This is a genomic window from Streptomyces sp. NPDC048424, assembly GCF_040651555.1.
Taxonomy (GTDB): Bacteria; Actinomycetota; Actinomycetes; order Streptomycetales; family Streptomycetaceae; genus Streptomyces.
Genome location: NZ_JBEZKE010000036.1, coordinates 33,627 through 55,443, shown reverse-complemented (window position 1 = coordinate 55,443; position 21,817 = coordinate 33,627). Strand labels below are relative to the sequence as shown.

Below are 21,817 nucleotides of genomic sequence, written 5' to 3'. Positions count from 1 at the left end.
ATTCGACATATCTTGCACCCATCTCCCCGCTGCTCCCTGATTGAGGTGCCGCCCCATGGAGCTCTCCCCTTCCGCGCATGCCGATTCCTTCTGTCGTGACCGGCTGCCGCCCCTCGCTCTCTGGCCCGAACTCCACTTCGAACTACCGGAGTTGGACTACCCGGACCGGCTCAACTGCGCTCAGCGCCTGCTCGACGACGCCGTCGAACGGCTGGGCCCCGACCGCCCCTGTCTGCTCACCCCGACCGAGCGCTGGACCTACGGCGAACTGCAGCACCGCGCCAACCAGGTCGCCCAGGTCCTCACCGAGGACTTCGGCCTCGTCCCCGGCAACCGCGTCCTGCTGCGCGGCCCCAACAACCCGTGGCTCGTCGCCACGTGGTTCGGGGTCCTGAAGGCCGGCGGGGTCGCCGTCACCACCATGCCGATGCTGCGCGCGTCCGAGCTCGCCGAGCTCACCGACATCAGCCGGCCCCTGCTCGCCGTGTGCGACCACCGCTACGCCGACGAGCTCGACCCGGCCCGCCGCCCCGGCGGGGCGGACGCCCAGGACCTGCAGGACCTGCCGGACCTGCCCGTCCTGACGTACGGCGGTCCCGGACCGACGGACCTGACCGCGCGCTGTGCGGCCAAGGACGGCCGGTTCGCCACCGTGGTCACCGCCGCCGACGACGTGGCGCTGATCGCCTTCACCTCCGGTACGACCGGCCGCCCGAAGGCGACCTTGCACTTCCACCGGGACGTCCTCGCGAACGCCGACACGTTCTCCCGGCACGTCCTCAAGCCCCGCCCGGACGACGTCTTCACGGGCACACCGCCGCTCGCCTTCACCTTCGGGCTGGGCGGGCTGGTGGTCTTCCCCCTCTCCGTCGGGGCCGCCACCCTGCTGATCGAGCAGGCGCCCCCGCTGCAACTGGCCGAACTCGTCGCGGCGCACGGGGTGACCGTGCTCTTCACCGCACCCACCGCCTACCGCGCGATCATGGAGGGCGGGGCGGTGGACCGGCTGGCCGGGCTGCGCCGCTGCGTGTCCGCCGGGGAAGCGCTGCCGGCCGCGGTCTGGCACGAGTTCCACGCCGCCACCGGGCTGCGCATCATCGACGGCATCGGCGCCACCGAGATGCTGCACGTCTTCATCTCCGCGGCCGACGAGGACATCCGGCCCGGTTCCACCGGCCGCCCCGTTCCGGGCTACCGCGCCGCCGTCGTCGACGAGCAGGGCGATCCCGTCCCCGACGGGCAGCCCGGCCTGCTGGCGGTCACCGGCCCCACCGGCTGCCGCTACCTCGCGGACGCGCGCCAGGCCTCGTACGTCAGGAACGGCTGGAACATCACCGGCGACACCTACATCCGCGACCCGGAGGGCTACTTCTGGTACGTCGCCCGCAGCGACGACATGATCGTGTCCTCCGGCTACAACATCGCGGGCCCCGAGGTGGAGAAGGCCCTGGCCACCCACCCCTACGTGGAGGAATGCGCGGTCGTCGGAGCCCCGGACACGCGACGCGGCATGGTCGTCAAGGCCTACGTGGTCCTCGGCGCCGGCGTCCCGGCCGCCGAGGGGACCGTCCGCGAGCTCCAGGCCCACGTGAAGCAGACCATCGCCCCGTACAAGTACCCGCGCGCCGTCGAGTTCGTCACGGAACTCCCGCGCACCGGCACGGGGAAGCTCCGGCGCGGCGCACTGCGCGAGCGCGCCCTCTCCGACACGGCGAGACCCGACACGGCGAGACCCGACACGGCGAGACCCGACACGGCGAGACCCGGCCCGGCGACACCCGCCCCGTCGGCACTCGCCCCGTCCGCGCCACTGTCCGCGCCGCCGTCCCCGCCCGCCGCGCCGTCGCCCCTGCCGCCCAGCGTCATCGTCGAACGCCGCGTCGAGTGGACCGACACCGACGCGGCCGGCCACTACCACCACTCCACCGTCGTGCGCTGGGTCGAGGCGGCCGAGGCCGTCCTGCTCCACCGCCTGGGCCTGGCCCACCTGTTCGGCAGTACACCCCGGGTGCACTTCGAGGCCGACTACCGGGCCCGGCTCTGGTTCGGCGAGGCGGTACGCACCGAGCTGACGGTCACGAAGGTCGGCTCGGCCTCCCTGCACTACGCCTTCACCGTGCGCGGCGAACAGGGCGTGGAGGCGGCCACCGGCCGCATGGTCATCGCCCACTCGGCCGCCCACGCCACCGGGTCCACGCCCTGGCCCGCCGACGTACGGGAACGGCTGGACGCGGCGGGGCCGCAGGAACCCGAACTGCTCACCCGCGCGGCATCCGCGCAATCACCAGGAGGTACGGCGTGCGCGTCGCAGTCATAGGAGGAGGGCCCGGCGGACTGTACTTCGCGGCCCTCACCAAGCAGCTCTCCCCGCACTGGGAGGTCACCGTCTGGGAACGCAACGCCCCCGACGACACCTTCGGCTTCGGTGTCGTCTTCTCCGACGAGACGCTCGACGGCATCGCCCAGGCCGACCGCGAGATCCACGCGGCCATGTCGGCCGAGTTCGCCCGCTGGGCCGACATCGACGTCCGCTACCGGGGCTCCACCCTCACCTCGGGCGGCCACGGCTTCGCCGCCCTCGGCCGCCGCCACCTGCTGCGGATCCTCCAGGAACGCTGCGCCGCCCTGGAAGTGGACGTCCGCTACCGCACCCAGGCCCCGCCCGCCGCCGAACTCGCCGCCTCGTACGACCTGGTGGTGGCGTGCGACGGCGTACGGTCGGCCACCCGCGCCGCCTACGCCGACACCTTCGGCACCGACCTCGACGAACGCAGCGGCCGCTACATGTGGCTGGGCACGGACAAGGTCTTCGAAGCCTTCACGTTCATCGTCGACGAGCACGACTTCGGCACCCTCCAGGTGCACGCGTACCCGTACGACGCCACCCGCTCCACCTTCATCGTGGAGATGGAGGAGGAGGCGTGGCGGCGTGCGGGCTTCGAGGAGTTCGCCGCCCTCGACCACCCGCCGGGCACCAGCGACGAGGACAGCATCCGGCGCTGCGAGGAACTCCTCGCGGACCACCTCGACGGGCACCGCCTCCTGCCCAACAACTCCAAGTGGCTCCGGTTCACCACCGTCCGCAACCGCACCTGGCGCCACGAGAACGTCGTCCTCCTCGGGGACGCCGCCCACACCGCGCACTTCTCCATCGGCTCCGGCACCAAGCTCGCCATGGAGGACGCCCTCGTCCTCGCCGCCAGCCTGCACGAACACCCGGACGTGCCGACCGCGCTCGCCGCGTACGAGGACGAGCGCAAGCCGGTGGTGGAGTCCACCCAGCGCGCGGCCCAGGCCAGCCTGGAGTGGTTCGAGCACATCGACCGCTACACCGGCCAGGACCCGCACCAGTTCGCCTTCAACCTCCTGACCCGCAGCCGCCGCGTCACCTACGACAACCTGCGCGTGCGCGACGAGAAGTTCACCACCGCGGTCAACCGCTCCTCGACCGTGCCGCCGATGTTCCGGCCCTACCCGCTCGGCGGACTGCTGCTGCGCAACCGGGTCGTCGTACCGCCCACCGCCCTGCACACCGCGCGCGAAGGCGTCCCCGGCGACTTCGACCTCGTCCACCTCAGTACGCAGGCCCTCGGCGGCGCCGGCCTGGTCCTCGCCGGGATGACGGCCGTCAGCGCCGACGGCCGGGCCACCCCCGGCTGCCCCGGCCTGTGGAACGACGAACAGGAAGCGGCCTGGCGGCGCATCACCGACTTCGTCCACGGCCAGTCCGACACCTGCCTCGGCATCCAGCTCACCCACGCCGGACGCCGCGCGGCCGCGCACGACCGGCAGCCGATCGCCGCCTCTCCGCTGGCCTGGGACGAGCGGAGCCCGGTGCCGCGCGAGGCCGACCGCGCCGACATGGACGCGCTCGTACGGGACTTCGTGAGCGCCGCCCGGCGCGCCGACCGGGCCGGCTTCGACGTGCTGGAACTCCAGTACGGGCACGGCCACGTGCTCTCCGGCTTCCTGTCCCCGCTGACCAACCTGCGGACCGACGAGTACGGCGGCGACCTCGACGGCCGGCTGCGTCTGCCGCTCGAAGTGCTGCGCGCCGTACGGGAGGTGTGGCCGGCCGGCAAGGCGCTGCTCGTGCGGATCTCCGCCGCCGACTGGGCCGAGGGCGGCACCAGCGAGGCCGACGCGGTCGCGATCGCCCGCGCGCTCGCCGAGGCGGGCGCCGACGCCGTCGACGTCTCCACCGGCGAGGTCGTCGCCCACGAGCGGCCCCGCTACGGCCGCAGCTACCAGACCCCGTACGCCGACCTCATCCGCAACGCCACCGGTATCCCCACCATCGCCGTCGGCGCGATCTCCACGTACGACGACGTGAACTCGATCATCCTGGCCGGCCGGGCGGACCTGTGCGGCGTCGGCCGCGCGCAGATCCACGACCCGCTGTGGACCCTGCACGCCGCGGCGGCCCAGGGCTACCAGGGCCCGGCCGCCCCCTGGGCGCGCGCCTGGCGGGCGGGCAGCGGCCGGCCCCCGTCGGCCCGCACCGACCGGATCCCGCCCCGCCTCGAACTCCTGCGGCAGCCCGCCGCGTCCGCCCACCGCCGCTGGCTGCCGCGCGCCGCCGCACCGGCGCCCGCTCCCGTCGCCCGATAGCAGGAGGCCCCCATGCCCAAGGACAGGGAGAACCTGCCCCGTTTCACCGCGGCGGCCGTCCAGGCCGCACCCGTCTACCTCGACCCCGCCGCCACCGTCGACAAGGCCGTCGCCCTGATCGCCGAGGCCGCGGCGGGCGGAGCCGAACTCGTGGTCTTCCCCGAGGTGTTCGTCCCCGGCTACCCCTACTGGAACTGGACGATGAACCCGGTCCAGGGCTCCCCCTGGTTCGAGCGGCTCCAGCGGGCCTCCGTCGACATCCCCGGCCCGCACGTCGACGCCCTGCGCGCGGCCGCCCGCCAGCACGGGATCGTCCTCGTCATCGGGGTCAACGAGCGCGCCCCGCACAGCCTCGGCGTCCTCTACAACACCCTGCTGACCATCGGACCCGACGGCGCCCTCCTCGGCGTGCACCGCAAACTGGTGCCGACCTGGGCCGAGAAGCTCACCTGGACCGGCGGGGACGGCAGCTCACTCGTCGTCCACGACACCCCCGTCGGCCCCCTCGGCGCGCTCGCCTGCGGCGAGAACACCAACACCCTGGCGCGCTTCACCCTCCTCGCGCAGGGCGAACTCGTCCACGCCTCCTGTTACATCGCCCTGCCCGTCGCCCCCGCCGACTACGACATGGCCGACGCGATCGCCGTCCGCACCGCCGCCCACAGCTTCGAGGGCAAGGTCTTCTCCGTCGTCGCCTGCTCGACCGTCTCCCCGGAGATCGTCGACCTGATCGCCGGGGACGACGAGGAACTGCGCAAGCAGTTCACCCGCCCCCGCAGCGCCCTGTCCGGGATCTTCGGCCCCGACGGCCGCCCGGTCACCGAACCCCTCGTGGACGACGAGGGCATCGTCTACGGCGAGATCGACCTGGCCCGCTGCATCCAGCCCAAGCAGATGCACGACATCACCGGCCATTACAACCGCTTCGACATCTTCCGCCTCGAAGTCGACAACCGCCCCCGGCCGCCCGTGACCTTCACCGTGCCCCCGGCCCCCTTCACCGACACCGCCACCCCTGAGGAGGACGTATGACCATCGAGCAGGACGACACCGTGCTCGGCCGCGCCCGGGTGTCCGAGACCCCCGAACTCACCGCGTACTACGAAGAGCTCGGCGCCCTCGACGCCGGCGCCCTGTGGACCGTGGCCAACGACATCGAACCCTGGTACCCGCAGCCCCGCTCCGTGCCCGTGCTGTGGCGCTACGACGATCTGCGCCCCCACGTCCTGAAGGCCCTCGGCCTCGTCAAGGGCGACGACGCCGGCCGCCGTGTCGTCATGCTCGTCAACCCGGGCCGCAAGGACGTCAGCGCCGCCGCGGGACTCCTCTACACCGGCCTGCAGATCATGGGACCCGGTGAGGCCATGACCGCCCACCGCCACCAGGCCGCCGCCCTGCGCTTCGTCCACGAGGGCACCGGCGCCTGGACGATCGTCGACGGCCAGAAGCTGAAGGTCGGGCCCCGCGACTTCGCCATCACCCCGAACGGCACCTGGCACGAGCACGGCAACGACGCCGAGGACGGCCCCGTCATCTGGCAGGACGGACTCGACATCCCGCTGGTCAACGCCCTGGACGCCGGGTTCTACGAGGTCCACCCCGACCTGTACCAGACCCCGGGGAAGGTCATCAACTCCTCGGTCCTGACCTACGGAGCGAACCTCTTGCCGTACGGGGTGGAGAAGTGGACCCGGCCCTACTCGCCGCTGCTCGCCTACCCCTGGGAGCCCACGTACGAGGCCCTGCGCGGGCTCGCCAAGGCGAGCGAGGGCTCCCCGTACGACGGGGTCATCGCCGAGTACACCAACCCGGTGACGGGCGGCCCGGTCATGCCCACCATGGGCGCCCACATGCAGCTGCTGCGCCCCGGCCAGGCCACCCTCGCCCACCGCCACACCGGCTCGGTGATCTACACGGCCGCCAAGGGCCGCGGAGTCTCGGTGATCGCCGGACAGCGCTTCGAGTGGAAGCAGGGCGACATCTTCTGCGTCCCGTCCTGGGCCTGGCACGAGCACCACAACCTCGACCAGACCGAGGACGCCTGCCTCTTCTCCTTCAACGACTTCCCCGTCATGCGCTCGCTCGGTTTCCACCGGGAAGAGGCGTACGCCGACAACGGCGGGCACCAGCCCGTCACCGCCGCCTGACCCACGAGGAGCCCCCGCATGCGCTTGCTGACCTTCACCACCGCACCCACCGCACCCACCGGAGCCACCGGAACCACCGGAGCCACCGAACGCCTGGGCGTCGAGGCCGACGGCCTCGTCCTCGACCTGGCGGTCCTGGCCGACCACGCCGGCGTGAGCCTCCCGCACGACCTGCTGTCCTTCGTCCAGGCCGGCCCGGCCGCGGAGGAAGCCGCCCGGCAGCTGCTCGCCGCCGACCCCGCCGGACCGCTCGCCGGCGCCGTCCACCGGCTGGAGGACGTGACCCTGCGCGCCCCGCTGCGCCCCGGCAAGATCATCGGTGTCGGCCTCAACTACATCGAGCACGTCGAGGAGTCCAGCCGCAGCCTCGACACCGACAAGGACCTGCCGCCCCGCCCGGTCCTCTTCGGCAAGCCCGCCACCGCCGTCACCGGCCCCGGCCAGCCGATCCTGCACAACGCCGACCTGACCACCCAGCTGGACTGGGAGTGCGAACTCGCCGTCGTCATCGGCCGCACCGCCCACCGGGTGAGCGAGGAGGAGGCGTACGACCACATCTTCGGGTTCAGCATCATCAACGACATCAGCGCCCGCGACCAGCGCCGCTCCGGCCAGTGGTTCTTCTCCAAGGGCCAGGACTCCTACGCCCCCTTCGGCCCGGTCATCGTGACGCGCGACGAGATCCGCGACCCCATGTCCCTCGACCTGTCGCTGCGCGTCAACGGCGTCACCAAGCAGAAGTCGAACACCCGCCACATGCTCTTCCCGATCGCCCGCCTCATCGCCGACATCAGCTCCGGCATGACCCTTGAACCCGGCGACGTCATCGCGACGGGCTCGCCCTCCGGTGTCGGTGCCGGCATGGTCCCGCCGGAGTTCCTCACCCCCGGCGACACGGTGGAAGCCACCGTCGAGCTGATCGGCACCCTGACCAACCCCGTCGTCGACGCCCGCTGAGGAGCACCCCGTGGCACCCCGCACCTACCGCATCGGCCAGATCGTGCCGAGCTCCAACGTCACCATGGAAACGGAGGTCCCGGCGATCCTCCGGGCCCGCCAGGCCATCGCACCCGACGAGCGCTTCACCTTCCACTCCAGCCGGATGCGCATGACCCACGTGACCCCGGAACAGCTCAGGGCCATGGACGCGGACTCCGACCGCTGCGCCGTGGAACTGTCCGACGCCCGGGTCGACGTACTCGGCTACGCCTGCCTGGTCGCCATCATGAGCATGGGCCTCGGCTACCACCGGACCGCGGAGCAGCGGCTGCACACCCGCACCGTCGAGAACGGCGCCCCGGCCCCCGTCGTCACCAGCGCCGGAGCCCTCGTCCACGGTCTGCACACCATCGGCGCCAAGAAGATCGCGCTGCTGGCCCCCTACATGCGCCCGCTCACGCGGACCGTCGTGGACTACCTCACCCACGAGGGCATCGAGGTCCTCGACTACGAGGCCCTCGAAATCCCGGACAACCTCGACGTCGCCGCCCACGACCCGGCCCGGCTGCCGGGCCTCGCGCGGGCGCTCGCGTACGCGGACGCCGACGCCGTGGTGCTCTCGGCCTGCGTGCAGATGCCGTCCCTGGGCGCCATCGAGGAGGCCGAACAACTCCTGGGCAAGCCGGTCGTCTCCGCGGCGGTCTGCACCGCCCACCAGATGCTCCGGGCCCTGGACCTCGACGCCGTGGCCCCGGGGGCCGGCCACCTGCTGTCGGGCAAGTACGCGCGGAGCCCCCTGCCCGGGCAGCTCTAGCGGTGGCGGGCTAGCGCATGGGCGGCGGCACCGTGTAGTTCGGGATCGACGGGTCCTTCGGGTCGAAGGGCGTCGGCTTCCAGCTCGCCGGCGGCGGGCGGTCGGGCGCCGGCGGCGGGTTGGGGCCCCGGTTGGGGTTCTGCGGGACCTCCGACGGACCCGCAGGGGTCCGCTGCGGCGCCGGTCCGCCGGTGGCCGAAGGCCTCGCCTCCGCGGCCGGCGTCGAGGCGGGGACGGACGGCTGCGCGGTCGCCGGCTCCGAGGGGGAGGGAGCCGGCGGGGCGGTCGTCGGGGCGCCGGGCTTCCCGGCGTCCGGTCCGGCCGTGCCGCCGGAGCAGCCGGCCAGCATCAGGGCGCCCGCCAGCGCCACGGTCACGGCGCCCGCCACTCGGTTCCCGGAGCCCATGCCCACCGCCCGCCCTCGCCGTACGGTCCGTCCGTTCGGGTCGGGCGATCGTAGCTCAGCCGTGCGCGGACGCCCCCGGCAGGATGATCGTGACCCCGGCTCCCGCGGCCGAACCCATCGCGGCCAGCGCCGCGGGGGCCGCGTCCAGCGGGATCGTCGAGGTGACCAGCAGGTCCGGGCGCAGTGCCCCGCCCCGGACCAGCTCCATCATCGGCGGGTAGGCGTGCGCCGCCATTCCGTGGCTCCCGAGGACCTCCAGCTCCCAGCCGATCACCCGGTCCATCGGCAGGACCGCCGCGCCGGCCGCCGCCGGAAGCAGCCCCACCTGCACGTGCCGGCCCCGGCGGCGCAGGCCGCTCACCGAGGCCGCGGCCGTCGCCGGGGACCCCAGCGCGTCGAGCGAGAGGTGCGCGCCCCCACCGGTCAACTCCCGCACCACGGCAGCGGTGTCGGCGTGCGCCGCGGCGTCCACACCGTGCACGGCGCCGAACTTCCGTGCCAGCTCCAGCGCCCCCGGGGCCGTGTCCACGGCGACCACCCGCGCCCCGGCCGCCGCCGCGATCATCACCGCGGAGAGGCCCACCCCGCCGCAGCCGTACACGCTGACCCACTCGCCCGCCGCGACCCTGCCCTGCGCCACCACCGCCCGGAAGGCCGTCGCGAACCGGCAGCCGAGCCCGGCCGCCGTGGCGTACGAGAGTTCCTCGGGGACGGCCACCAGGTTCACGTCGGCGTGGTCCAGGGCCACGTACTCGGCGAAGGACCCCCAGTGGGTGAACCCGGGCTGCGTCTGCCGCGCGCAGACCTGGTGGTCACCCGCCGCGCAATCGGCGCAGCTCCCGCAGGCGCACACGAACGGCGCCGTGACGCGGTCACCGACCCGCCAGTTCGACACTCCGGCCCCCACCGCCTCGACGACGCCCGCCAGTTCGTGCCCGGGGACGTGCGGCAGCACGATGTCCGGGTCGTGCCCCATCCATCCGTGCCAGTCGCTGCGGCACAGCCCGGTGGCCTCCACCCGCACCACCACCCCGTCCGCCGCCGGCCGCGGCTCCGGCACGTCCCTGACCTCGGCCTGCTCGCCGTACCGCTCGAAGACCACCGCTCGCATGGATCCCGCCCTCCGCTCGACTGCCCGGCACGCTACCCCTCCTCATGGCGCGCCGTCCCCGGCCTTCGCGAGGGCCAGTACCCCCGTGCCGATCAGGGCGATGCCCAGCAGCTGGGGGAGCAACCACCAGCCCGACCGGAGGTGTTCCTCGTAGAGGATCACGCCCAGTGCGATGCTGATGCTCGCGTCGCCGAGGGTCAGCGCGGGCTGCGAGGCGACCAGCGGCCCGCCCTGCATGGCGTGTTCGAGGAGCAGCAGGGCGCAGATCCCGCTCGCGCCGAAGGCGTACGTCTCCCAGGAGGTCAGGAACGCGCCGAAACCGTCGTCGTCGAGGACGTGCACCGAGGACTTCATCAGGGCGGCGGTGAGCGCGTAGCAGACGGCGGTGGCCGCACCGAGGCAGCCGGCCCGCGCGCGGCCGGGCGGGCGGCGCAGTCCGGCCACGGCCAGGAGGGCCACGACGACCGCGCAGGCCGTCAGGGCGACCACCCACCGCGCGGCGGGCACGTCCGTACGGTTGCCCTGGGGCGAGGCGGCCAGCAGCGCGATCCCGAGCCCCGCCACCACCCCCGCCACGGCCAGCCACAGCCCCCGCGGCAGCCGCTGACGCGTCACCAGCGAGGCGATCAGCAGGGCCAGCGGCAGTTCCAGCACGAACAGCGGCTGTACGAGGGCCAGCGCACCCGTGGCCAGCGCGAGGGCCTGTCCGGCCCCGGCCGCGATCACGGCCAGGATCCCGCCCACCCACACGGGCCGCCGCAGCAGATCGAGGACCAGGCCGAAGCGGAAGCCGTCGCTCTGCGGCACGGTGAGCGCCGCCCGCCGCTGGAGCACGGTGGCCAGCGCGTTGCTGAGCGCCGCGAACAGCGCGAAGAGGACCGGCAGGACGACGCCCATGCCCCGATCCTCACCGTGCCCCCTCCCGACCCCCGCCACGACACCGCCCCGCGCCCTTCCCACCCCGCGCATTCCCCCGTCCGGCCGCGCGCGTCCGCCCCGAACCGGAGTCGCGTGGTTCGGGGCATCGTGCGCGGTCGGACCGACCAGGCGGGCTCAACGGTGGCGGCGGTGGAGCTCCAGGGCGGTGACGACCGCCACGCCGAGGGTGATGTGCATGAGGGACAGGGCTGCGACGGTGCCGCCGTCGGCACCGGACGACAGCGGGCCGGCGACCGACAACAGCGCCAGCCCACCGCCCACGACCTGCGCGATCCGCAGGAAGACCGGCTTCCACAGGGCCAGCAGGAGGGCGGCGCCCGCCCCGACGAGCAGCGGGACGACGGAGGCGCCGATGACGCCCCCGACCGTGATCGCGTGCTCCTCGCCGCCGTCGTCGACGACGAGCGGGGCACCGGCCAGCTCGGCGACGGCAAGGACGATCAGATTGACCACGGCCGCGCCGACCGCGCCGGTGGCCAGCGCCTTCCACCAGGCGAGACCGGAACGGCGGACCGAGGGTGCGGTGGGAACGGCGGGGCCGGAGTTCGGAACGGCACTGCTCGACATGGGACTTCCTCCAACGTATGAAGTGCCGCGCTGCCGTACGGCAAGCGGCATACGAAGGAGCCTCCGACCTGAACCTCGCTTGAGGTCAAGCCCCACGTGCCTACGGTCGGCGGCGGTCCGCCGCCCGGCGCAGGATCAGGGACGCGAGGGCCGCCGGGGCTCCGGCCTGGCCGCGGATGCCGGGGAAGGCGTTGATGTCGACGATCAGCGGCGTACCGCCGCCGGTGTCGATGACGTCCACGCCGAAGACGTCCAGCGCGAACACCGCGCCCACCTCCCGCACCAGGCCGGCCCATCCGGGCGGCAGTTCCTCCGGGGACAGCGGCAGGTTGGGGCCCCGCCCGCCGGGGGAGAGCTCGGAGCGGCGCCGGGCAGCGAAGACCTGGTCCCCGATGGCCCACAGCTTGTGGTCCCAGCCGCTGTTGGGCGCGTACTCCTGCACCACGACCGGCTCCCGGGGCCAGGACCGCGCCAACTCGCGCAGCGCCGCGGTGTCGTCGGCGCGGGCGACGAGGTCGCCCTTGCGGTTGTGCCGGCTCTTGACCACCACCGGGGCGGCGAGGGGGGACCCGCAGGCCCACGCCGAGAAGGGGCCGACGGTACGGGTCGCGGCGAAGGGGAGTCCGGCCCGCAGGGCGAGCCCGGCCATCTCCGTCCGGTCCTGGCACAGTGCGGTGGCCGCCGCGGAGTTCAGCACGGCCGCGCCCCGCCGCTCCAGCTCCCGCGCGAGCCCCACGGCGTGCGGGGTCCCCGACTTGAGCAGGTACACATCGGCCGGCCGCCGGGGCACCGGTACGGGCACGTCCCCGGGCGGGGTCGGATCGAGGGCTTCGACGGCATGCTCCGGAGCCAGCAGCGCGGCGGCTCCCGCGAGCAGCGGATGCCCGGGGTCCGGCGTGATCAGGCCGATCCTCATATGCTCTCGCCCGCCCTGGCCGATGCCTGCACCGGGATCGACACGGGCAGCGTCGGGAACGAGAGCGTCGCGGGTGCGGGTGCGGGTGCGGGTGCGGGTGCCGGTGCGGCCGTGGACGCGGGCTGCGGGGAGGCCGCCTGCGGTTGCGCCGGGCCGCCCGTCCGCGCGAGCTCCAGCACCGCCCGGGCCACCCGCGCCGCCGCGTCCGGCACCTGACGGAAGCTCGGGAAGTCGTTCACGTCGACGACCACCGGCCCGTCCGGGCCCAGCAGCACGTCCACCCCGTACAGCTCCAGCCCGTAGACCGCCCCGACCTGGGCGGCGATCGCCGCCACCTCGGCCGACAACGGCACCCGGCGCTCCCGCACCGAGGGGTCCGGGTGCAGCGGGGAGCAGCGCTCGGTCGCGAACAGCTCGCCGCCGACCCCGTACACCTTGATGTCGGTGCCCGAGTTGGGTACGTACGGCTGGGCGATCAGCATGCCCTCGCCCGCGAGCACGGGGAGCATCGTCTCCAACTGCTCCGGTGAGGACACCAGGCGCACGGCCCGTCCGGAGCTGCCGTCGGCCGGCTTGACGACGAGCGGGTACTCCGCCGCCGGTACCTCCCTGAGCAGTTCGGGGCAGGCCACCGCGTACGTGGTCGGCAGCGGCAGCCCGCGGCCGCGCCCGATGGCGGCGGCGAGCGCCTTGTCCCGTACGCCCCGGATGGACCGGGCGTCGTTGACGGTGGTCATCCCGGCCGCGGCGGCGGCCTCGAGCAGGGTGAGCCCCGGGCCGCCGGAGACGGTCTTGAGCACCCAGGCGTCGTGCGCGCCCCTGTCCACGGCCTCGGACATGCGCAGCAGCGAGCCGCCCGGCCGCACCACGTCCACCCGGTGCCCCCACGCCGTCAGCTGCCCGATCACCTCGTTCGGCATGCCGTCGTGGCGGTAGTGCTCCTCCACCAGGAAGCAGAGCCTCATCGACCTTCCCCATATTCCCCGGACGTCCGCCGATTCCGTCCGGCGAGTTGTGACGTCACAGGATGTCATGGACCGCAATGTGATGATCGGTCCGGCTGTGGGCTTCCTTGCTACGCTGCCCGTTTTGGATCAACGGGGGAGGGATCGGGCATGGGCGATCGGTGGACGGGGCTGCTGCACGGGCTCGTCGGGAACAAGGCCGCACCGGCGGACGTGTTGCTGCGGCTGCTCGGCCACGAAGACGAGTGGGTGCGACGAGCGGTTGCGCGGCGCGCTGTTCTGCCGCAGGAGGTGATCGAGGCCGTCCTGGTCCACCCGGACCGCAATGTCCGGATCGCCTTCGCCGAGAACGCCGGCGCCGACGCCGAACAGCGCGCCCGGCTGGTCGACGACCCGGCTCCGGGGGTCCACCTCGCCCTGGCGATGGGGCCCATGTCCTACCGGCAGCGCGTGGCCCCGCTGCCCGACCGGGTGTACGAGCGGCTGCTGAACCATCCCAAGGCCCTGGTGCGCCAGGAGCTGATCGCGTGGGGCTGGACGCCCGCCCACGTCCTGGCGGGACTCGCGGACCACGAGGAGCCGCTGTTCCGGCGGGCGGCCTGCCAGGCCTGGGACCGGCTCCCGGACGAGGCACGGGAGCGGCTCCTCCACGACGAGGACCCGGGCGTGCGACAGGCCGCGGCCCTGCAGGTCTGCCACGAGGACGAGGAGCGGACCACCTGGCTGGTCGACCGGATGGAGGACGCGTGGCGGGTGGGCGAGGTCCTGGCGAAGGGCCGGCTCACCCGCGAACTCGCCGAACGCGTGATCGCGGAGGGTGAAGGGCTCGCGGCGATCGCGTGCAACCCCACGCTCCCGCGCGACCTGGTGGCGCGGCTGGCCGTCGACCCCGACCCGCGGGTCCGGCTCCAGGTCTCCGCCCGCCCCGAACTGAGCGAGTCCGAGCGCGCCGCCATCGACTACACGGTCGGCGCCGAGGACCGGCTGCCCGTCCTCGACTGGATGTGGGAGCGCTGCGAGGACGCCGCGTTCCTGCGGGGATGCGCCCGGTCCTCGCACACCTGGCTGCGGCGCAGCGCCGCGGTCTGCCCCGGCCTGCCGTCCGACGCCGTCGAACTGCTCGCTCAGGACGAGGACTTCGCCGTACGGCTGCTGCTCGCCGAGTTCCACCCGGAGCCGCCGCCCGAGCTGCTCCTCGACCTCTACCTGCACGGCACCCACCGCGCCGTGGGCATGCTGGTCACCCGGCCGGGCTTCCCCGCCGACGGGCTCGCCGCGCGCCTCGGCGACTCCCCGGACCCGAGGGGACGACGCCTGGCCCTGCGCGACCCCGGTCTGGAGCCGGAACTCCTGGACCGGCTCAGCCGGGACCCGCAGACGTGCGCGGACGCCGCCCGGGACCCCCGGCTCCCCGTGGCCCGGATCCTCGAACTGCTCGCCGACCCCGACCCCGACCCGGAGGCCGCGGTGGCGGCTCGGGCGGCCGCGGCCAACCCGGCGCTCCCCGCCGGGGACATGCGCCGCCTGCTGGACCGGGCCGGGGTGCCGGAAATCCCGGTGAATGATCGGACCATCGACTGCTAGCTTGATCGCGTGCCGAAGCTGAATCAGATCATCGCAGTGGAAAAGGGCGTCAAGTCCAAGTCCCTCCAGGAGCTCACGCAGGCTCACCACGACGTCCAGAAGCCCGCCTTGCTGGCCGGCATCTCCCGGACCTACCAGCCCAAGGACGAGGAGGGCGAGCAGCTGCCGCCCGAGTCCACCCGGGTGCAGGTCAAGGCGGAGGACGTGCTGCGGGCGACCGCGGGGACCCTGACGCGGCTCTTCGACGTGACGGCCACCAAGGACTGGGCGAACCGCTCCGCGGCCGCCGACGTCGTCGTGGACGGGACGGTCCTGCTGGCGCAGGTGCCCGTGCCGTACCTGCTCTTCCTCGAGAAGCAGCTGACGGACATGCACACCTTCGTACGGAAGCTGCCGGTGCTGGACGCCTCCGAGTCCTGGAACCTCGACCCGTCGACGGACTCCTGGAAGACGGACCCGGTGCGCACGATCCGCACCAAGAAGGTGCCGCGCAACCACGTCAAGGCCGAGGCCACCGAGAAGCACCCGGCGCAGGTCGAGGTCTACTACGAGGACGTCCCGGTCGGGTACTGGACGACCGTGAAGTTCTCCGGAGCGCTGCCCGCCCGCCGGGTCAACGAGCTGCTCGACCGCGTGGAGAAGCTCCAGCAGGCCGTCAAGTTCGCCCGCGAGGAGGCCAACAGCGCCGAAGTCACCGACCAGCGGGTCGGGGACGCGGTGTTCGGCTACCTGTTCCGGTAGCCCCGAAGACTCCCTCTGCATGTCTGCAGGGGGTGCGCGAGAGCGCAAGCTGAAACTGATGTTGAAGCTGAACAGGGGTGTCAGTTGGGGGTTCGAATCCCTCCCCCGGCATTGCGTGCCGGGGTGGCCCAAGCCGGTAGAGGCGGCCCCTCAATCTCAGATTATCGCTCCAGTCTCAGTATTCGCCGCCGAACACCGGATCGACCGAGCGTGGACGATCATCGATGGATGGGGGTTCAAGTCCCCTCTGCGCCTCTCCTCGTGGCGCGGTAGTTCAAAGGCAGAACACGTCGATCTAAGAATGATCCGCGACTCTTAAACGTGCCGGTGTGCGCAATTGGGTGGCACGCAGGAGCCCGGGAGCTGGATATGCTCCCGGGCTCCGTCACATCCCGGCCCCGGTCACCCCGGAACCGGCCCCGGCCCCGTCAGGCCGGTACGGACACGAACGTCCGGCCCGCCTCGTTCTCCACGAGGACCGCCTTGACGTTCGCCGGGTCCACCGCCGCCGAACCGTCCAGCGACGCGCCCTTGCCCTCGCCGTTGTCCTGGCCGCCGACGACCCAGCTGCCCGCGGTGGTGCGCGTACCGTCCTTGGCGACCACGACCAGCCTGCACCGCTCGCCCTTCGGCACTCCCGTGACCGCCGCGTGCAGGCGCACCCACTTCGCCGCAGGCGCCATCTGCACGGTCATCCGCGCGCCCGTGCCCGGATCGGTCGCGGAGAGCACCTTGGTCCCGGCGGGCGGCGGCGAGGGATCCGCCGGAGCCGTCGGGGACGGCGGCGCGGGCAGCGCGACGGGATCGGGATCGCCGCCCAGCTGCGTGCCGGCCCAGAACACGGCGGCCAGGGAGGCCGCCACGGCCAGTCCCGCGAACCCCGCGCGCCGGCGCTGCGCACCGGCCCGTTCGCCGCGCATCTGCCGCATGGTGCGCTGGAGCAGCAGGTCACCGCCCTGCGGCGGTCCGTCGAGGAACGCCTCCTCGGGCACCTCACCCAGTGCCGCTTCCATCTCGCGCAACGCGGCCACCTCCTCCCGGCACTGCACGCATCCGCTCATGTGTTCCTCGATCCGGCGGACCTCCTCGGCGTCCAGGACGCCGAGCACGTACGGGCCGAGCAGTTCCTCCTCGTGCCGCTGCCGGTTCATGCCACCACCTCACGCAGTCCGGCGGGCTGCTGGGGCGGCCTGCCCTGTCGTTTTCCGTCTCTGAAGCTGCTGTCACTCGAACGTTGGTCCCTGAAGACGTCGCGCAGCGCCTTGAGCGCGTAGTGCGCACGCGATTTGACCGTACCCGCCGGAATGCCGAGGGTGTCGGCCGCCTCCGCCACGCTGAGCTGCCGGTAGTACAACTCCTTCAGGACGTCACGGTGTTCCGGCGACAGCTGGTCGAGGGCCCCCAGGACCGTCATGCTGTCCACCACCGCGTCGGCGTGGTCCGCCTCCACCGGGGGAGTGGCCGAGGCCCCGGAGACCTCCGGGGGCCGTGCGGCCTTGGCCCGGTAGCGGTCGGTGATGATGTTGCGGGCCACGGTGAGCAGCCAGCCGCGCACCGAACCCTTTCCGTTGACCAGGACTTCGGAATGCCGCCAGGCCCGGATGAGCGTCTCCTGGACGACGTCCTCGGCGGCGGCCCGGTCCCCGGTCAGCCGGGTGGCGTACGCGAGCAGGGCGTGACCGTGCTCCTCGTACACCGACTTGATCAGTGCCTCGTCGGTCGAGCCCCGCCGAGTGCGGGGCCACAGTGGTCCGGCCATCTCACCCTCTCCGTCTTCCTCGCTTAGGTGGTGCGGTCGGAACACGCCACCGGCGCCCGCCCGGTTCACGTGACCTGCGTCACTCAGGTGCGGCAGGCGCGGCCCTCGTTGAGGCAGCCGACGACCTCGGACATCTGCCGGTCGGTCATCGCGTTCACGAACATGGCGTGGTCCGTCTTCGGGCTGTGCCGCTGCTCGGGGAAGGAGTCGAGCGCCACGGGCACCCCCGCGGGGACCTCGTAGGCGAGGGAGACGCGCAGTTCGGGCACCGGGAAGAAGTCCGGCGGGCAGACCCCGTTCGTGCCGGGGAAGCGCAGGTGCGAGCGGTGCCCGGCGCCGGCCGTGTCGATGCCGTTCCAGCAGCTCGGGAAGACCAGGGTGCGGGTGACCCGCTCGCCCTCGGGGCAGCGCGGGTAGCGGGTGGTCGGCCGGTCCGGGGAGCCGGAACACCCCCAGCGGGCCCGTACGTCGGCGTCGCTGCCCGCCGTGTACGCGACGGCGTCGCCCGTCATCCCGCGCAGGAAGCGCGGCATCGCCACCACCTTGCTCACCGGGCTGCCGCGGAACTCCACCAGGACCGAGACCTCCGGCAGGATCTCGCCCGCGTTCCCGTGCCCCGCCGAGTGCTCGTGGGGGCGCGCGCCCGGCCGGTCGAGCCGCCGCAGGACGGGCCAGTAGTACGTGGACCGGTCGCCGCCCGCGCAGCTCGTGGCGGCCGCGTCCAGGGAGGCGTCGGTCGACATCGCGTCCGTGGACAGGTTCCCCACGTACGCGTGCGTGTGGTGGGCGCCGGCCCGCAGGCCCGGCGAGACCACCAGGTTGTCCTCGTTGTAGTGGCCCTGCTCGTTGCGGCCGCAGTCCACCACCACCGAGCCGGTGGAACCGTCGGCACCCGGGGCGGGAGCGGCGGCCGGGACGCGTGGAACATCACGTATGTCCACGTAGTCGGAGGGCGCCGGACGCCCGGCGACGGTCCCCCCGTGCGGACCGGCCGCTCGCGAGGCACCCAGCACCGCGGCGGTCAGTCCGCCCCCCAGGACCAGGCAGATGACGAGTGTGAGCAGTCGGCGTTCTTTCCCCATGGCGGTCACCGTTGCCGGTGGCGCGACCGTCGTCAACCTGGCATCCGCATGGCGGTCTCCGCCCGGCCCAGGGGCACCGGACCCACCTGCCCCCACCAGCCCCTCAAGCCCCTTGAAGGGGGCTCCGGTTGTCCGTGGGACCGCTTGCCCACCCGGCCCGCGGCCGCGCACAGTGGACCGTATGACATCCGCCGCGACACCCGCCGAACTCCTGCAAGCATTCGCCCGCACCCGCGCCTCGCTCGACGGCGACGAGGTCACGTTCTGGTGGACCGGTGATGTCCACGCCTGGGCCCCGGGCGAGCCCTACCGGCACCTCTTCGGCTTCGAAGGGCTCAACGTCGCCCGCCTCGTCCCGGACGAGGAGATCGGCGGCTACCAGCTGCTCTCCAGGGAGGCCGCGTTCTACCTGGACCCGCGGACCCGGGAGATCATGGAGACCTGGGAGGGCAAGCCGGTGGTCCACGTCTGGAACGATCCGGCCAACCAGCGGTGGCGGCCGTTCCCGGTGCCCGTCACCGAACTGGGCGACCAGGTCTGCTTCAGCCTGGAGATCCCGCTCGCCTACCCCTCGCCCCTGCCGGTCGAGGAGTACCCGGACCAGTCGGCCGACGACACCTACCGGGCGCTGGAACTCTTCCAGTTCTTCACACCCCGGGCCGCGCTGGCCACCGACGCGGCGAGCGTCCCCTCGACGATGTCCTGGACGCGGATGTCCCCGTGGCTGCCCTGGATGGAACAGGGCGCGCGCCCCGGCGGCCTCACCTTCCACTGCCGGGGCCGCAAACTCGACGCGTACGCGCAGGTCCCCGAGCGCACCCGCGCGTACATCGCGGACCACCACCCCGAATTCGCCCACGCCCCGGAGAAGTGGAGCGAACCGAACGAAACCAGCTGGACGTACTACCGCAAACTCTTCCCGCCGAACTAGCCGCCACCCTTCTCGACTGGCCGCCGCCACCCTCCCCGGCCACCCCGCCGCCCCTGCCGAGGGACCCCCGGGGGTGCGGCAGGGGGCGGACAAGGGTTTTCCCCGTATCGAGTTCATCGCCGCGTTGCCTACTGTCTGCCCACCGGCGATCTTCCCCTGACGGGGCGGTTCACACGCCAACCCCACATGGCGTGTAGGCCCCACCGTCCGGGGAAGGGCCGGGAACGCCGTTGTCCCTGCCCCGCCGTTGCGGCCGGGACGACGTGGCGCGCGGCGGCGGCCGGGGCGAGACCGACCAACTCGCTTCCGGCCCCGCGGCCGCCGGAACCTCCCACACTGCACCGACCGGCCGCTCCGGCCTGCCCGGAAACGGCCCGCTAAGGGGAACACGTGCACGCTTCCAGACGTCGGCTCATATCCGTGGTGGCCATGTCCGTCACCCTGCTCGCCGGTTCCGCCACCGCCGCGGCCTCCGTGGCCGTGGCCGTCGAGAACCCCGGCGCGGCACCGGCCGCCACCGTCGCCGCCACGGCGCCCGTCCAGAACCTCATCGTCGGGTACAAGTCCTCGGCCACCGAGGCCAGCTCGAACACCGCGGCCGCCGACGACGCCGCCGCCAAGGGCAAGAAGGCAGGCAAGAAGGCGAAGTTCGACCGCCGCCTCGGCACCGGAGCCGCCCTCGTCAACCTCGGTGGGACCGTGGCCCCGGCCGAAGCGGCCGACGTGATGGCCCAGTTCCGCGCCGACCCGGACGTCGCCTACGTCGAGCCGGACACCCGCGCCTACGCCCAGGCCGTCACCCCGAACGACACCGAGTACGCCAAGCAGTGGGACCTCTTCGAGCCCACCGCCGGCATGAACGTTCCCGGTGCCTGGGACAAGACCACCGGCTCCGGCGTCACCGTCGCCGTGATCGACACCGGCTACGTCGCCCACTCGGACGTCGCCCCGAACATCGTCGCGGGCTACGACTTCATCTCCAGCTCCGCCGACGCCCGCGACGGCAACGGCCGCGACAACAACCCCGCCGACCAGGGCGACTGGAACGCCACCGACGGCGAGTGCGGCCTCGGCTCCAAGGCCAGCAACTCCTCCTGGCACGGCACCCACGTCGCGGGCACCATCGCCGCGGCCACGAACAACTCCAAGGGCGTCGCCGGCATCGCGTACGGCGCGAAGATCCAGCCCGTCCGCGTGCTCGGCAAGTGCGGCGGCGCCACCTCGGACATCGTCGACGCCATCACCTGGGCCTCCGGCGGCTCCGTGGCCGGCGTCCCGGCCAACGCCACCCCGGCCAAGGTCATCAACATGAGCCTCGGCGGCTCGGGCGCCTGCGGCACCAGCTACCAGAACGCCATCAACGCCGCCGTCGCCCGCGGCACGACCGTGGTCGTCGCGGCCGGCAACAGCAACGCGGACGCCGCGAACTTCTCGCCCGCCAGCTGCAACAACGTGATCAACGTCGCCTCGACCAACCGCGCCGGCGACCGCTCGTACTACTCCAACTACGGCGCGATCATCGACGTCGCCGCCCCGGGCGGTGAGACCCGCCGCGCCACCGACACGCCCGGCACCGTCACCACCCCCGAGAACGCCATCCTCTCCACGCTGAACGCGGGCACCACCACCCCCGGCGCCGAGAGCTACAAGCCCTACCAGGGCACCAGCATGGCCGCCCCGCACATCGCGGGCCTCGCCGCCCTGCTGAAGTCGGCGAACTCCGCGCTGACCCCGGCGCAGATCGAGTCGGCGATCAAGACGAACGCCCGCCCGCTCGCCGGCACCTGCACCGGCGGCTGCGGCACCGGTCTCGCCGACGCCGCCGCGACCGTCGCCGCCGTCACCTCGACCCCGCCCACCCCGGGCTTCGAGAACGGCACGGACGTCACCATCGGTGACAACACCACCGTGGAGAGCCCGATCACCGTCAGCGGTGTGAACGGCAACGCCCCGGCCGCCCTCAAGGTCGGCGTGAACATCCTCCACACCTACATCGGCGACCTCAAGGTCGACCTGGTGGCCCCCGACGGCACCGTCTACACGGTCCACAACCGGGCCGGCGGCAGCACCGACAACATCAACCAGGTCTTCACCGTCAACGCCTCCTCCGAGGTCGCGAACGGCACCTGGAAGCTGCGGGTGAACGACAACGCCGGCGGCGACACCGGCAAGATCGACTCCTGGAACCTCGCGTTCTGAGTCGCTCCCCCTCCACCGGAGTCCGGCACCAATTCGGCCTGACGGGCCGATAGTACGGACCAACTGAATCCCCGGGCCTGCCGATACCGCGCGTATCGGCAGGTCC

19 protein-coding genes and 1 pseudogene are annotated in these 21,817 nt (G+C 73.0%); 11 read left to right on the top strand and 9 right to left on the bottom strand.

The annotated features are described in order from the left end of the window. Positions 1-55: 55 nt before the first annotated feature. The 7 genes and pseudogenes from AB0D29_RS33460 to AB0D29_RS33430 form a co-directional block, all read left to right on the top strand. A pseudogene (locus AB0D29_RS33460) lies at positions 56-1,693 on the top strand (AMP-binding protein); the annotation flags it as partial. Further along, a complete protein-coding gene (locus tag AB0D29_RS33455) occupies positions 1,685-2,317 on the top strand; it encodes a thioesterase family protein (protein WP_362859441.1) in 633 nt (210 codons plus the stop codon). The pseudogene AB0D29_RS33460 and the gene AB0D29_RS33455, both read left to right, overlap by 9 nt. Beyond that, complete coding sequence (locus AB0D29_RS33450) at positions 2,299-4,611, top strand: FAD-dependent monooxygenase (protein ID WP_362859405.1); 2,313 nt, start codon at positions 2,299-2,301, stop codon at positions 4,609-4,611. Before AB0D29_RS33455 ends, AB0D29_RS33450 begins: the two co-directional genes overlap by 19 nt. 12 nt (positions 4,612-4,623) lie before the next feature. Beyond that, entirely contained in the window at positions 4,624-5,643 is a 1,020-nt protein-coding gene (locus tag AB0D29_RS33445) for a carbon-nitrogen hydrolase family protein (protein ID WP_362859404.1), read from the top strand. Next, the gene (locus tag AB0D29_RS33440; RefSeq protein WP_362859403.1) at positions 5,640-6,758 is read left to right on the top strand and encodes a cupin domain-containing protein; all 1,119 of its coding nucleotides are present in this window, start codon (positions 5,640-5,642) and stop codon (positions 6,756-6,758) included. Before AB0D29_RS33445 ends, AB0D29_RS33440 begins: the two co-directional genes overlap by 4 nt. 18 nt (positions 6,759-6,776) lie before the next feature. After that, positions 6,777-7,715: a fumarylacetoacetate hydrolase family protein gene (locus AB0D29_RS33435; RefSeq protein ID WP_362859401.1), complete on the top strand. Its 939-nt coding sequence runs from the start codon at positions 6,777-6,779 to the stop codon at positions 7,713-7,715. Between the two features lie 64 nt (positions 7,716-7,779). Beyond that, a complete protein-coding gene (locus AB0D29_RS33430) occupies positions 7,780-8,511 on the top strand; it encodes an Asp/Glu racemase (RefSeq protein ID WP_362859440.1) in 732 nt (243 codons plus the stop codon). Positions 8,512-8,521: 10 nt separating this feature from the next. Here AB0D29_RS33430 and AB0D29_RS33425 read toward each other — a convergent pair whose 3' ends face one another. The 6 genes from AB0D29_RS33425 to AB0D29_RS33400 all read right to left on the bottom strand — a co-directional run bounded on the left by AB0D29_RS33425 (position 8,522) and on the right by AB0D29_RS33400 (position 13,415). Then, complete coding sequence (locus tag AB0D29_RS33425) at positions 8,522-8,887, bottom strand: hypothetical protein (RefSeq protein ID WP_362859399.1); 366 nt, start codon at positions 8,885-8,887, stop codon at positions 8,522-8,524. Between the two features lie 85 nt (positions 8,888-8,972). Then, complete coding sequence (locus AB0D29_RS33420; RefSeq protein ID WP_362859398.1) at positions 8,973-10,028, bottom strand: alcohol dehydrogenase catalytic domain-containing protein; 1,056 nt, start codon at positions 10,026-10,028, stop codon at positions 8,973-8,975. A gap of 42 nt (positions 10,029-10,070) precedes the next feature. Next, complete coding sequence (locus tag AB0D29_RS33415) at positions 10,071-10,925, bottom strand: DMT family transporter (RefSeq protein ID WP_362859396.1); 855 nt, start codon at positions 10,923-10,925, stop codon at positions 10,071-10,073. Between the two features lie 156 nt (positions 10,926-11,081). Beyond that, positions 11,082-11,534, bottom strand: coding sequence for a DUF6069 family protein (locus tag AB0D29_RS33410; RefSeq protein ID WP_362859394.1), 453 nt, complete (start codon positions 11,532-11,534; stop codon positions 11,082-11,084). A gap of 100 nt (positions 11,535-11,634) precedes the next feature. Beyond that, positions 11,635-12,450, bottom strand: a complete 816-nt coding sequence (locus AB0D29_RS33405; protein ID WP_362859392.1) for an alpha-L-glutamate ligase — start codon at positions 12,448-12,450, stop codon at positions 11,635-11,637. Beyond that, complete coding sequence (locus AB0D29_RS33400) at positions 12,447-13,415, bottom strand: hypothetical protein (RefSeq protein ID WP_362859391.1); 969 nt, start codon at positions 13,413-13,415, stop codon at positions 12,447-12,449. The genes AB0D29_RS33405 and AB0D29_RS33400 overlap by 4 nt, the downstream gene beginning before the upstream one ends. Positions 13,416-13,565: 150 nt before the next feature. Here AB0D29_RS33400 and AB0D29_RS33395 point away from each other — a divergent pair, with 150 nt between their 5' ends. Continuing rightward, entirely contained in the window at positions 13,566-14,999 is a 1,434-nt protein-coding gene (locus tag AB0D29_RS33395; RefSeq protein WP_362859389.1) for a hypothetical protein, read from the top strand. Between the two features lie 9 nt (positions 15,000-15,008). After that, positions 15,009-15,740, top strand: a complete 732-nt coding sequence (locus tag AB0D29_RS33390) for a hypothetical protein (protein ID WP_362859388.1) — start codon at positions 15,009-15,011, stop codon at positions 15,738-15,740. A 428-nt stretch (positions 15,741-16,168) separates the two neighbouring features. On the opposite strand, the gene AB0D29_RS33385 is transcribed toward AB0D29_RS33390, so the two are convergent. The 3 genes from AB0D29_RS33385 to AB0D29_RS33375 form a co-directional block, all read right to left on the bottom strand. Then, on the bottom strand, positions 16,169-16,891 hold the full coding sequence (locus tag AB0D29_RS33385) for a zf-HC2 domain-containing protein (RefSeq protein WP_362859386.1): 723 nt from the start codon (positions 16,889-16,891) through the stop codon (positions 16,169-16,171). Continuing rightward, positions 16,888-17,499 (bottom strand): sigma-70 family RNA polymerase sigma factor, encoded by a 612-nt coding sequence (locus AB0D29_RS33380; RefSeq protein ID WP_351296917.1) that lies wholly within the window; start codon positions 17,497-17,499, stop codon positions 16,888-16,890. The genes AB0D29_RS33385 and AB0D29_RS33380 overlap by 4 nt, the downstream gene beginning before the upstream one ends. Before the next feature lie 83 nt (positions 17,500-17,582). Next, positions 17,583-18,581 (bottom strand): DUF1996 domain-containing protein, encoded by a 999-nt coding sequence (locus AB0D29_RS33375; RefSeq protein WP_362859385.1) that lies wholly within the window; start codon positions 18,579-18,581, stop codon positions 17,583-17,585. A 181-nt stretch (positions 18,582-18,762) separates the two neighbouring features. Between AB0D29_RS33375 and AB0D29_RS33370 the strand changes: the two genes are divergently transcribed. Both AB0D29_RS33370 and AB0D29_RS33365 read left to right on the top strand, forming a co-directional pair. Beyond that, the gene (locus AB0D29_RS33370) at positions 18,763-19,512 is read left to right on the top strand and encodes a DUF1838 family protein (protein WP_362859384.1); all 750 of its coding nucleotides are present in this window, start codon (positions 18,763-18,765) and stop codon (positions 19,510-19,512) included. A gap of 429 nt (positions 19,513-19,941) precedes the next feature. Continuing rightward, a complete protein-coding gene (locus AB0D29_RS33365; RefSeq protein ID WP_362859438.1) occupies positions 19,942-21,711 on the top strand; it encodes a S8 family serine peptidase in 1,770 nt (589 codons plus the stop codon). The last annotated feature ends 106 nt before the right edge of the window (positions 21,712-21,817 follow it).